Genomic DNA, 12,954 nt, shown 5'->3' on the forward strand with positions numbered 1-12,954 from the left:
TGTTGCTAACGTCAGGCCCGTGAACCGTCTATTTTCACTTATTCAGCGCTTTCCTAAGCTTGTTCTTATTATCGTCACCTTCATTACTGGTGTTGCTATCTGGTATGGGCAACAGCACTTTCGGATGAATGCCGACTTATCTTCATTGGTCGAGCAAAATGGCGCTTGGGTTGAGGATCTTGATTATCTCAATGGGACTTTCCCTGAGTCGGGCAATGTTACTGTGCTGGTTACCAGTACTAATGGTTCGGATGTTAAAGTTCATGTCGCCGCGATAGCGGAACAACTGCGCGGGCAAGCTATCTTTAGTGAGGTTTTTGCGCCCCAGCTGCTGACTTGGTTTGAAGAGCATCCGTTGGGGTTTGTGAGTCAAAATGAGTTTGACCGTATTGAAGCCTTCACGCGCGACACGATTAAGCCAGCCGCGCTCGCTGCACAAGCGGTTAGCCTTGAGCTTTATTTGGCTGAACTTGCCCAAAGCGAACAGCCGAACTTAACGCCGCTGTTAGAGGCGATAAACAACCAGTCTGTTGATTGGGCAAAACTGGCTCAGAAAAATCTGACAAAACCCACCGCCTATGCCATTACGCTGGTTGCAGAACCAGACGCTTCGGCCACTGAGCCAAATCGTGCCATCATTGAGGCCATTAATCAGAGCATCATAGCTGCAGATTTACCATCAGACGTTGACGTTAAAATTACCGGTCAGGCAGCGCTGGATTATGATGAAATTGCTGATGCGAATAACAGCATTGCCGTTGCTGGTAGTGCCTCATTAGTTGGACTTATTTTAATCCTGGCAATTGGCATTCGCTCATTGCGGGTGATTGTCGCCTGTTACTTAACCGTATTAGTAGGTCTGGCCTGGACATTTGCGGCTGGCCTGGCTGTTATTGGTCATTACAACACGATATCCATCGTGTTTATGGTGATGTTCATTGGCCTTGCTGTCGATTTTTCTATTCACTTATGTCTCCACATTCAAGAGATTAGACTTAAAGGGGAGAGTGACTTGATAGCGATGCGCGATGCAATTGCCCATTCGCTTCGACCTTTGTCACTGTGTGCGCTTTCTTCTGCACTTGGTTTTCTAAGCTTCTACCCAACGGCTTACACTGGACTAGGTGAGCTAGGTGTCGTGTCTGCGTTGGGTATGGTGCTTGGCCTCGTTGCAACCTTTATCATTATTCCGCTGTTCTTTACTTTGTTTGGCTATCCGAGAGTGCGCCATCAACGTGATACCCATCGTTTTACCTGGTTTGGAGCGCAGCTGATGCGTTTTAAGGGCGCTGTGTTTAGCTTAGCGATAGTTTTAACGGTCGTGATGGGATATGGCGCAACTCAGTTTAAGTTTGATTTCTCAACGTTAGTGCTCAAAAACCCTCAGTCAGAATCTGTGCTGGCATTGAATCAACTGCAGCAAGAAGGGCTGGGTTCAAGCTATCAGCTGTTTGCCATTGCCAAAAATCAACAGCAAGCCGAGCAGTGGCAAAAACGTCTGATCAAGCAGGCTTCGGTGGCCTCAGTCAGAGTGGTTAGTGACTTCATGCCTAAACATCTCGAGCAGAGAACGCTACAGCTGCAAGCATTGTTTGCCGACTCTGATATAGAGGCACCGATGAGTTATTCAGAGTTCGTGGATAGGGCTAAAACTGAGCATTGGCAGGATAGCGAGCTCTTACCTGATGCGATAGATAGTGCAACGGTCGCTGAGCATTTATTCTCGGGTCTAGCAGATAGTTTGAACACACTGACTCAATTTGAACCCGTTGCTATTGAATCACTGCCAAAAGCTTTGAGTGAGCGCTACATCAGTCAACAGGGTAAATGGCTGGTGGTTATCTCTCCGAGCGAAGACATGACTAATGTCGATGCTCTGGAGCAGTTTATTACCGAGGTTAAGCAAATTGCACCTCAAGCCACGGGCAGAGCAGTCGCTGAACAAGAAGTGGGTAGTATTATTGTTCGCGCGTTTCAAGCGGCGATCATGATGTCGGTGTTTGGTATTGCGCTGATTCTTATTTGGACTGTTGAGAAAAAGCGAGACGTGTTACTGATTTTTATCCCACTTGCTTTGGCGTCAGTGTCGACGTTAGGGCTAATGCACTGGCTCGGGTTATCGATGAACATGGCGAACATTATCGTGATCCCGTTGATCTTTGGTTTGGGCGTAGATAACGGTATCCATATCGTGAAGCGTTTTCGTGCGGTGAGAACCTTGGCTGCGTTCTTTAAAACGTCGACGCCCAAAGCCTCTTTGGTGAGTTGCTTAACGACGTTGGCGACATTTGGTGCCTTGATCGTTGCCGATCACCAAGGCATGCATTCCATTGGACTCGTACTCACTATCGCATTGAGCTGTATTTTGGTATTCAGTTTGACGCTATTGCCGTTACTGCTTGAAGTCACGAAGAAAAAGCCCATTGAATAATGGGCTTGATGAGTTTTGAAGGTTAGAAGCGAGCGTCTAGGGTGACGAAAAAGCTCTTTCGTTGACCAAAGCCAAGTTCACTGATCAGTACCCAGTTAGGGGTGAACTCGTATTGTGCACCGACGAGTGTATTCCACTGATTTGCCAGGCTTTGCTTCACGGTGAACTTAGCGTTGTCTGGTACCGGTATCCCACCGAGAGGAAGATCCTTGATGCTTCCGGAGAGGGTTTGCTCAATATTCTGGTACTGAGCACCCACCCATGCACGTAGGGGCCAATCACTGTTACGGGAAAAGTCATAGCCGATACGAGGAGAAATCACGATGGAATCAATCTCTCCTTCAATAACTGTGAGGCTGGTTTTGGTATAACTGGCATCAACCAAGGCAAACAGACTTTTATAGCCACCGGCAATTACGGTACCCGCTCCATACATATAGCCGTCTAAATCCAGTTTAAATGGCTCGTTAACTTCGATACCGTCTCCCGGAAGGCCCGGAAACAGCTTAACGTTAGTGATCGTCGTTTCGGAATAGCCGTTGAGTTTGCCGCCAATCGCGTAAAAGTTAAGAAACGGCAGTACCCAAACATCGGCCTTGAGCGTCAGTACGTCGCTTTCCTGATATCCCCCTTCTGTCTTGATACCAATATTATCGAGGGCACCCAGACCAGACAATGAGATGGAATCGACATTAATGCCCTGAGAGACACTCATATACCCAAGACTCAATCCAAAAGCTTCAGGGAGAGTGTAACCACGCTCTTCGGCTTCTTTTTTAAATAAGGGAAGCTCGAGCGAATGGGCGATGTTTGCGCTGAGCAGGGGGAGAAGGACTAAAGTTCGGATCAATTGTCGAATAATTGCTTTCATTGAATGCGCCATGTTAAGGGGAATGATATACCTCAATTATAGGAGGGCGGATTGTAGTTGAGGTGTATATGGTTGAAAAGAGAATTTATTGTCAGAGAATAACAAAAATCCGCAAGCTCAAGGCCGGCGGATTTTTATCGTCAAAGGTGCGAACTATTATTTATCGACGTTCAATGCGATAGAGTTCTCTGTAGCAAACGCTGTTGCAACATTACCGCCTGCTAATGTCACGTTGGAAGCGGAAAGGAGAACGTTTGTTGTTCCCGCTGCAGCGACGGCAAAATCATAAGTGCCCGCATCGACATTAAGCACTGCGCTGTCTTTAAAGTCGACACCAGCCAGTACCACAGTATCTGCTGAGAACCCAGCTCCCGCAGGCGTCGCATGGATATCTACCAAGCCGGCTACAGGATTGGCGTGGACCACTCTCAATTTGGCGTACGTTGCCACACTGCGAAGATCTTCGACGATTGGCAATGCTTCAATCGAGCCTGCTGTACCTACTGCAAAAATGGTGGTTTCTGAACCTGGGGTGAACTCAGTATTTGGAGCGCTAAGAACAGCTGGCCCTGTGGTGCTTGTTGCGACAACATCTAGATTATATGTAGCAGCCGCGACATCCGTGCTTGCGATAGTCTCATAAGCAATGTTGCCAAGGCCGGGCACGACAGTTCCACCGACTAGCACGTCTACATTTGGAGCGCCATTAACAGCGTGGCCCACACGTACCGTGGCTTTCTCTCCACTGCTTCGCACGACACTCACTGACGTGCCATCGGCGACCAGCAAGTTCACCGGAGAAACAATGCCACCGCTAACGTTTGGTACTGCTGTGACCATCAAATCACTACCGCCGTCGAGCGCCAGTTCACCACTGTCAAATACTACGTCTGCGTCTGTACTTTGCCCAGCCAGCGTAATTCGAATTCTGTAGGTTCCAGCAGGAAGAGTGACGGGTAAATTAGCGTCGTCTTCTTTGAACGTCAGGTCGGAGATAGCAACAGTCCCGGAGCTGATACTGGCATCGGTGGTCACGTGAATGTCAACGCCGCCTACTGCAGGGTGAGCGTGCAAAACGTCGAGACGAATCGAAGATGCATCTGGACCCATACTTGAGCGAGAGAGGATGACTGGTTCAATCGCAGTCACATTATTGACGGCAAAGACGTCGTACTGCATATCGGGCGCCAGATTAACCGCGTTTGCGGTAATAACGTCAGCCGTCGCATCACCGGCGAGCAATCCTCGCACAATAAGATCGTGGTCACCGGAGTCAACGGTAAGAAGTCCACTACCTTGAGAGTAATCCACTTTGTCCAGACCAGAGACGATAGCACCATCCATCAATATAGACACTTTGGGGGCATCTGCACTGGCGTGCGTGACTCGGAGTTGAGATGAAGGGGTTGAGTCATTCGAATCACTGCCACAGCCAAACAGGGTGATTGCTGCAGCAGCGACTAAAGATATTTTAATAGTTTTCATAGCAAGCCTCTTTGCTTTTCATTAATCGCAAAAAGGCTTACGGTGTGAAAATCTAGTTAGTTCAAAAAAAACTCAAAACAAACTATCGGTTAAGAAACTGGTGTCTTATTGTCAGTTGAGCGTTAACTCGTTGAGTGGAAGCCAGTCAACGCTCACTCCCGCCTGTTCAAACATATCCTGGCTCACCATCACCTTTTCACCCCAGCGCGACATAAAGTCTTCGTCTTGCTCGGGGCAATGGACCACTGAAATACCTGTCTGAATAATTTTGGCTGCACAGTTGGGGCATGGGAAGTGAGTCACCCATATTTCACAGCCATCCAAATCTCGCTTGGCAAAAAGAATGGCATTTTCTTCGGCATGGAGTGTTTTTAGATATTTCGTCTCGCGCTCATCTATTTCTGCGCTATCGGAAATCCCGTGCGGGTAGCCATTAAAACCCACTGAAACGATACGATTTTTTTTGGTAATGACGGCGCCGACCTGAGTAGAAGGATCTTTGCTCCATGACCCAACCAGTTCTGCCATTTGAATGAATCGCTTCGCCCATTTAGAGACCATAATCACTCCATTTTCTCATGTTAAAGATAACTGCCAATGTATTGGCTAGAGTGTACAAAACTTGCTGTAACAAAACGAGTAATTTTGCAAACGATTACAAAGCTCAGCCCAGTTGTAGCGCAGTTGGATCAAGGTTTTTAGCTCAAATGATATATCGGTGAATGGAATCTAGACAGCAGCCCGATATTTTTGTGACTAACACGAAATTCTTTGTCAGAGTATCGCCAATTCTGCTTAAATTTAGTGAGAAGTGTCATAATACTGTGGCAGAATCTGAGCAAATCTTTAAGGATGGGAATATACAATGCGAAAAACACTGTTAGCGGTTTCTCTATGTAGTCTGTGTTTTAGTGCAGGAAGCTTTGCGTTTGTAAAAGATTGGTCGACCCAAAGCGTTCGCCAAGTCGAACAGGGAGCGAATCAAGGGGACCTGTTTGCTCAGATAGAGCTTGGTGATCGTTACGCAATTGGAAATGGCATTAAAGAAGATGATGCCAAAGCGGTTGAGTGGTACCACAAAGCTGCTAAACAAGGTAGCGAAACGGCCATGTATAAAATCGGCATGATGTATGATAACGGTCATGGTGTTGACTATAACCCAAAAGAAGCGGCATCCTGGTTTGAGAAAGCGTCTAAAAAAGGCAGCGTAGAAGCTCAGTACTATTTGGCAGGCATGTACAAATGGGGACGTGGCGTCGCTAAGAGCAATGCGAAGGCGGTGGAGTACTATCGTCAGGCTGCAGAGCGCAATTATGATGTAGCCCAGAACAGTCTTGGTGTTATGTATGCCAAAGGTCTGGGTGTAGAGAAAAATGATGCCGAGGCGGTTAAGTGGTATAAAAAAGCGGCAAAGAATGGTTATGCCTACGGTCAGCGTAACCTTGCTTATAAGTATTCTTTGGGTGAAGGCATAGAACAGAGCAATGTTGAGGCATATGCCTGGGCTTCTGTCGCATCCACTAACGGTTACGCAACCGCTGAAAATCTACGTGATGAACTGGCCATGAAACTAGCACCAGAACAGCTTGCAGAAGCCAAGAGCAAAGCGAGTGAGTATCTGGCCGCGTACTCTTCTCACAAGTGACGTCATAAAATTGGAATGAAAGGGAAGCATGGCTTCCCTTTTTTAATCGCCAAATTTTCTGTGATAGCGAGAGAGCATGGTTTCGTTACCCAATAACCCACCCTGATGGACATACATCAACGTCGTATCTGGGTTTGTGGCTAGCCATGGCGTCAAACAGCGCCACATCATGGGGTCATACAACAGATCAAATTCGATATCGGTGTGTTGCAGTAGCGAGAGCCATATCAGGTAATCTTCGCGGTAGAGTTTGCCAAAATGGTGTTTGTCCTCTAACTCCAGAATGGTTGGATAGTTTTCATATTCACCTAACTCCTGAAACTGACTTAGGAGGTAATCCTTCCCTCCAACGCAGGGGCATGTCAGAACCTCTATCCCTTTTGGTTTCAGCTCCTGAGATAAGTACAGGGCCGTTGTTCCCGTCCCAGATGGCAGTGCGACCTTGATGTTATTTCCTTTTTCAAATCGTGACCACGACAGGATCTCTTTTGCCAATTGCTCAATACCAACACGTGCTGCCTGAAAGCGACCTCCCTCGGGAATGATATAGCATGCTGGGTCCGAACCATGAACTGTTTGGATGTACTGTTCAGGGTGAGGAGCATCGCTCCCCACTATATCCGCTATTGAGAGCACTTCTGCGCCCAGTTCGAGAGCAGTGCGGTAGTTACCCATAGGGCGGTCATCGAGCCAATGGGGTTTGTGGGCGACATAGTAAGTGAGTTTGAGTCCTTTGATGCGGGCAAGGGCGGCTAGTGAGGTCAGAGAATTTGCTTGAGCAGAACCCCATCCAATAAGCCTGGTTACCCCAGGCAAAGGTTCATCTAATACCGAGGCAAACTTTCTTGCTTTATTTCCGTTAAAGTGTCCGTGAAGCAGATCATCTCTCTTGAGGGAAAAGAGATGTCCCTGAAATTGGTGCTGAGTTACAGGACTGTTTTTAAGATTCACGGCCAATGCCCTAATTTGAAGTAGGCCGGGATTTTATCCCGAAGAAATGATAGTTACAAACACAGAGCATACAAATGATTACATTGGCAAAGTGTCCCGTATGGCAAAATGGCGACCCTCAGGGAGAGGTCGTGCGAAATGACGCACAAATTGACATAAAAATGACGTTGCTTCAAAAAAACAGCCGTAGATAAGAATAACGTTTTCGTTTCGCCGATAATCGCCGGTTAGGTTGGTGAAACGTGCTTTTTAAGTAAAGGTTTTTGTTGAAATGGCGTTATATAAATGGATGTGAGCTATATTTGTTTCAAATATGTTCGAAGAGTCAATGTTTTGTGCGCTAAAGTCGTGTCAACGCTTTTAATTCTTTGAACGCCCTAGTAAACTTTGGTGTCCTTTTTCGTGTGTGTACACGATTCAACTGTGAGTTTAAAAAATGAGCCAGTCTTTTCTCCCTTTATGCAGACCTGCCGTCGATGAACAAGATATTCAAGCGGTCGTCGATGTACTTCGTTCAGGTTGGATTACTACCGGTCCTAAGAATGCTGAATTAGAAGCTAAGATTACACAGCATACGGGGGCATCTCACGCCGTAGCGTTAAGTAGTGCGACTGCCGGGATGCATCTGGTACTGCTGGCTTTGGGTATTGGTCCGGGTGATGAGGTTATAACGCCTTCACTGACCTGGGTTTCTACCGTTAACATGATTACCTTAGTAGGCGCCAAGCCTGTCTTTGTCGATGTTGATGCTGATACCCTGATGGCAGACGCGGACAAGATTGAACCGCTCATCAATGAAAAGACCAAACTGATTGTACCGGTTCATTATGCGGGTGCATCACTGGACCTCGACCCGATTTATGCATTGGGTGAAAAATATGGCATAGCGGTTGTGGAAGATGCTGCGCACGCGCTCGGCACCGAATATAAGGGCAAGCCAATTGGTCACCGTGGTTCTTGCTTGTTCTCGACTCATGCAATTAAGAACGTGACGACTGCAGAAGGTGGCATTTTTACTACTCATGATGCTGAACTGGCGGGTAAAGTACGCCGCCTCAAATTCCACGGTTTGGGTGTTGACGCGTTTGACCGCGAAACACAAGGTCGCGCTCCACAAGCCGAAGTAGTAGAGCCGGGCTTTAAGTACAACATGCCAGATATTTGCGCGGTGCTTGCACTTGGACAAATGGATCGCATTGATGAGATTACCGCCAAGCGAACCGAGCTGGCACTTTCTTATCGCGCTAAACTAGAGTCGATTAAAGGCATCACTCCGCTAGGTTTAGCTTCGCACGATCACAAGCACTGCTGGCACTTGTTGATCATTCGTGTCGATCCAGCGGTTGCAGGCCTGAATCGTGATGACCTTATCGCAGCGCTAAAAGAAAAAGGTATTGGTGCAGGTATTCACTTTAAAGCCTGCCACACTCAAAAATACTATCGTGAAAATTACACCAAACTGTTTGGGACAATGAACCCTGACTTAAGTAATACAGAACGTAACAGTAACCAAATCTGCTCACTACCGTTGTTCCCTGATATGACTCAGGAAGATGTAGAACGCGTAGTCAGCGCCGTTTCAGAAATAATTGGGTAAGCCATGAAACACAAACAAGCAATCAACTTTGTCTCTATCGTTATTCCTGTCTATAACGAAGAAAACTGTTTACAAGAGCTTATTGACCGCACGACCAAGGCGAGCGATAGCCTTGGTAAAGATTATGAGCTCATTCTTGTCGACGATGGCAGTCGTGACCGCAGTGCAGAGATCATCGAAGAAGCGGCTGCAAAAGAGGGTAGCCATGTTGTTGGAGTTATTCTTAATCGTAACTACGGTCAACATAACGCTATCATGGCGGGCTTTGATCAGGTTCGCGGTGATTTGATCATTACATTGGATGCGGATCTTCAGAACCCGCCAGAAGAGATCCCTAACCTAGTTGCTAAAGCGGAAGAAGGTTTTGACTCGGTAGGTACGGTGCGTAAGAACCGTCAGGACAGTGCATTGCGTCGTTATCCATCCAAGCTGATCAACAAGTTGGTGAAGCGCTCTACGGGTGTTGAAATGAACGACTACGGCTGTATGCTTCGTGCCTATCGTCGCCATGTTGTCGACGCCATGCTGGAGTGCCATGAACGTAGTACCTTTATTCCGGTACTGGCTAACGGTTTCTCTCGTCACACCACTGAGATTGACGTTCATCACGATGAACGCGCAGACGGTGAGTCAAAATACAGCTTTATGAAACTTATTAGTCTAATGTTTGACTTAATCACCAGTATGACCACAGCGCCACTGCGCATGTTGAGTATTGTTGGTGGTGGTATTGCAGCCGCAGGTATTGCTTTTGGCGCAATCTTGATGCTCATGCGCATTATGTTTGGTTCAGAGTGGGCAGGTGACGGCCTGTTCACATTGTTTGCTATTCTATTTGTATTTGTTGGTGCGCAATTTGTTGGTCTTGGCTTACTTGGTGAGTATATTGGCCGCATCTATTCAGATGTGAGAGCGCGTCCTCGTTTCTATGTGCAAGATGTTCTGGTTGGCGCAGCCACCCGAGAAGCACGTCAAAACGACGAATTAAAGAATCAAGAATAAGATTTATATTTAGAGGAAAATTTCATGAAAGTAGTAGTGTTTGCCTACCACAATATCGGTTGTACTGGCATTCGTAGCCTGCTTGATGCAGGTGTAGAAATCGAAGCGGTATTCACCCATGTTGATGACAGCAACGAGAATGTGTTTTTCGAGTCTGTAGCGAAACTTGCGGCGAAAAACGGTATTCCAGTTTACGCACCAGAAGACGTGAACCACCCTCTATGGGTTGAAAAGATCCGTGCGATGAAGCCGGACGCACTGTTCTCATTCTACTATCGCAACATGATCAGCCAAGAGGTGCTGGATATTGCGCCAAAAGGCGGTTTCAACCTACACGGCTCTCTGCTTCCTACTTACCGTGGTCGCGCGCCAATCAACTGGGCGCTGGTTAACGGTGAAACAGAGACAGGCGTAACGCTACACAAAATGGTTCAAAAAGCTGATGCGGGTGACATCGTAGGTCAAGAGAAGATCGCAATCACTGACGCTGACACGGCAGAAACGCTTCATAAGCGCATGAACGTAGCGTCAAGCGATTTGCTAAGCAAAGTCCTACCAACTATCGTTGATGGTTCTTTTAAAGCGACAGCACAAGACGAGAGTAAGGCAACTTACTTTGGCCGTCGCACTCCAGCTGACGGTGAGATCAAGTGGTCAAACGATTCTCGCACAGTATTCAACCTAGTACGTGCCGTTACAGAACCGTTCCCGGGTGCATTCACTTTCCTAGGTGAACGTAAACTGACGATCTGGAATGCAGAAGCAAGTGAAAAAACGTTCGATGTAACCCCAGGTACTATCGTGGCGACTAAGCCACTAACCATTGCGTGTGCACAAGGTTCACTGATTGTTAAGTCTGGCGAAGCAGAAAATGGCCTATACCTGGGTGGCGAGCAGCTAGCGGCTGAGCTTCACCTTGTTGAAGGTATGCGTTTTGGTCCTCAAGCAAGTGCACTTATCAACGCTAAGAAGCGTCAGAAAGTTCTTATCCTTGGTGCTAACGGCTTCATCGGTACTCACCTGACTAAGCGTCTTCTAGACGATGGTGGTTACGAAGTTTATGCAATGGACATGAACTCGAACCAAATTGAAGAGCATCTAAGCCACCCAGATTTCCACTTCGTTGAAGGTGATATCACTATCCACAATGAGTGGATCGAATACCACGTTAAGAAGTGTGACATCATTCTGCCACTAGTGGCTATCGCAACGCCTATCGAGTACACGCGTAACCCGCTGCGAGTATTCGAGCTAGATTTCGAAGAGAACCTGAAGATCGTTCGTGCCTGTGTGAAATACAACAAGCGCATCATCTTCCCATCGACGTCTGAAGTGTACGGTATGTCGACTGATCCTGAGTTCAACGAAGATACATCGCCACTGATCGTTGGTCCTATCAACCGTCAGCGTTGGATCTACTCAGTATCTAAGCAGCTACTTGACCGCGTTATCTGGGCTTATGGTAAAAAAGATGGCCTTAAGTTCACACTGTTCCGTCCGTTTAACTGGATGGGTCCACGTCTGGATAGCCTGAACTCAGCACGTATCGGTTCTAGCCGTGCAATCACTCAGTTGATCCTGAACCTTGTTGAAGGTACGCCGATTAAGCTTATCGACGGTGGTGAACAGAAGCGTTGTTTCACTGACATTTCTGAAGCGATTGAAGCGTTATTCCGCATCATTGAAAACAAAGAAGGTCTGTGTGACGGTCAAATCATCAATATCGGTGCACCAGAAAACGAAGCGAGCATCAAAGAGCTTGCTGAGACACTGGTTGAGAAGTTTGACAACCACCCACTTCGTGATCAGTTCCCTCCATTCGCTGGCTACAACCTGGTTGAAAGTAAAGCGTTCTACGGCGACGGCTACCAAGACGTACAACACCGTAAACCAAGCATCGCAAACGCGAAGAAACTGCTTGATTGGGAACCAAAAGTTCACATGAACGACACAATCGAAGAAACGCTCGATTTCTTCCTTAAAGGTGCAGTAGAAGAGAAGTAATGAATAAGAATGAAGTCACTAAAGTCGGTCTTCGTATCGATGTAGACACTTTTCGAGGTACCAAATTAGGTGTACCTAAGCTACTCGAGATCTTCGAGAAGCACGGAGTGATGGCTTCATTCTTCTTTACTGTTGGACCTGATAACATGGGGCGCCATATATGGCGCCTTTTGCGTCCTGCATTTTTGAAGAAGATGCTACGCTCTAAAGCCGCGAGCTTGTATGGCTACGATATTCTTATTCGTGGCACCATATGGCCAGGACCTGTGATTGGTAAAAAGCTGCGTCATATCATTGAAGCAACAGATACCGCTGGTCATGAAATCGGTCTTCATGCCTGGGATCACCATAAATGGCAGATGAAAACTGACTCTATGTCAGCTGAAGAGCTGCGTAGCGAGATCACCAAAGGCTATAACCTGCTTAAGGATATTACGGGCCGCGACCTACCGTGCAGTGCGGTTGCAGGTTGGCGTTGTACCGAGCAGACACTGGTGGAAAAAGATGCGTTTCCATTTAAGTACAACAGCGACTGTCGTGGAGATTCGATTTTCTCTCCTGGTGAAGGTATGGCTCCGCAAATTCCGGTCACTTTGCCGACTTACGATGAGCTGGTTGGTCAAGATGGCGTCGACAACAGTAACTATAACGATGCGATACTTAATCTAATTAAACGTGATGGTTTGAACGTCTACACCATTCACGCAGAAGTTGAGGGAATCGTTTGTGCTGAAATGTTTGAAGATTTGATTGTCAGAGCTAAGCAACAGAATATAGAATTCGTGCCTATGGTTGATCTGCTCCCGGATGCAGAAACACCACTTCCTAAAGATTCGATTAACAATATCGAGATGGAAGGGCGTGAAGGCTGGCTGACTCACCAAGCATCATTTGTTGAGAAGATGGGGCTTTAGCCAAACCTATCGTCGGTTCGAAACACATAAGCCCATGAACTCATGGGCTTTTAT

10 protein-coding genes are annotated in these 12,954 nt (G+C 47.1%); 6 read left to right on the forward strand and 4 right to left on the reverse strand.

What is annotated here, in order from left to right:
* Positions 1-19: 19 nt before the first annotated feature.
* The gene (locus C4S60_RS11820; protein ID WP_103880555.1) at positions 20-2,431 is read left to right on the forward strand and encodes an MMPL family transporter; all 2,412 of its coding nucleotides are present in this window, start codon (positions 20-22) and stop codon (positions 2,429-2,431) included.
* A gap of 22 nt (positions 2,432-2,453) precedes the next feature.
* Here the strand turns inward: C4S60_RS11820 and C4S60_RS11825 are convergent, their stop codons facing one another.
* The 3 genes from C4S60_RS11825 to C4S60_RS11835 form a co-directional block, all read right to left on the reverse strand.
* Complete coding sequence (locus tag C4S60_RS11825; protein WP_208623265.1) at positions 2,454-3,302, reverse strand: TonB-dependent receptor; 849 nt, start codon at positions 3,300-3,302, stop codon at positions 2,454-2,456.
* A gap of 156 nt (positions 3,303-3,458) precedes the next feature.
* The gene (locus tag C4S60_RS11830; RefSeq protein WP_103880556.1) at positions 3,459-4,787 is read right to left on the reverse strand and encodes a DUF4397 domain-containing protein; all 1,329 of its coding nucleotides are present in this window, start codon (positions 4,785-4,787) and stop codon (positions 3,459-3,461) included.
* A gap of 111 nt (positions 4,788-4,898) precedes the next feature.
* Positions 4,899-5,348 carry a dCMP deaminase family protein gene (locus C4S60_RS11835; protein ID WP_103880557.1) on the reverse strand — a complete coding sequence of 150 codons (450 nt, stop codon included), beginning with the start codon at positions 5,346-5,348 and terminating at the stop codon, positions 4,899-4,901.
* 304 nt (positions 5,349-5,652) lie between these two features.
* On the opposite strand from C4S60_RS11835, the gene C4S60_RS11840 reads away from it, so the two are divergent.
* Complete coding sequence (locus tag C4S60_RS11840; RefSeq protein WP_103880558.1) at positions 5,653-6,432, forward strand: tetratricopeptide repeat protein; 780 nt, start codon at positions 5,653-5,655, stop codon at positions 6,430-6,432.
* Between the two features lie 42 nt (positions 6,433-6,474).
* On the opposite strand, the gene C4S60_RS11845 is transcribed toward C4S60_RS11840, so the two are convergent.
* Positions 6,475-7,383, reverse strand: coding sequence for a pyridoxal-phosphate dependent enzyme (locus tag C4S60_RS11845; protein WP_103880559.1), 909 nt, complete (start codon positions 7,381-7,383; stop codon positions 6,475-6,477).
* Between the two features lie 436 nt (positions 7,384-7,819).
* On the opposite strand from C4S60_RS11845, the gene arnB reads away from it, so the two are divergent.
* From arnB to arnD, 4 genes are read left to right on the forward strand one after another with little or no spacing between them, the layout of a single operon-like run.
* Positions 7,820-8,980, forward strand: a complete 1,161-nt coding sequence (gene arnB / locus C4S60_RS11850) for a UDP-4-amino-4-deoxy-L-arabinose aminotransferase (RefSeq protein WP_103880560.1) — start codon at positions 7,820-7,822, stop codon at positions 8,978-8,980.
* A 3-nt stretch (positions 8,981-8,983) separates the two neighbouring features.
* Positions 8,984-9,982, forward strand: coding sequence for an undecaprenyl-phosphate 4-deoxy-4-formamido-L-arabinose transferase (gene arnC, locus C4S60_RS11855; RefSeq protein ID WP_103880561.1), 999 nt, complete (start codon positions 8,984-8,986; stop codon positions 9,980-9,982).
* Positions 9,983-10,006: 24 nt separating this feature from the next.
* Complete coding sequence (arnA, locus tag C4S60_RS11860) at positions 10,007-11,986, forward strand: bifunctional UDP-4-amino-4-deoxy-L-arabinose formyltransferase/UDP-glucuronic acid oxidase ArnA (RefSeq protein WP_103880562.1); 1,980 nt, start codon at positions 10,007-10,009, stop codon at positions 11,984-11,986.
* On the forward strand, positions 11,986-12,900 hold the full coding sequence (arnD, locus tag C4S60_RS11865) for a 4-deoxy-4-formamido-L-arabinose-phosphoundecaprenol deformylase (RefSeq protein WP_103880563.1): 915 nt from the start codon (positions 11,986-11,988) through the stop codon (positions 12,898-12,900). The genes arnA and arnD overlap by 1 nt, the downstream gene beginning before the upstream one ends.
* Positions 12,901-12,954 lie beyond the last annotated feature (54 nt).

It is taken from the genome of Vibrio hangzhouensis (assembly GCF_900107935.1).
Lineage (GTDB): Bacteria > Pseudomonadota > Gammaproteobacteria > Enterobacterales > Vibrionaceae > Vibrio > Vibrio hangzhouensis.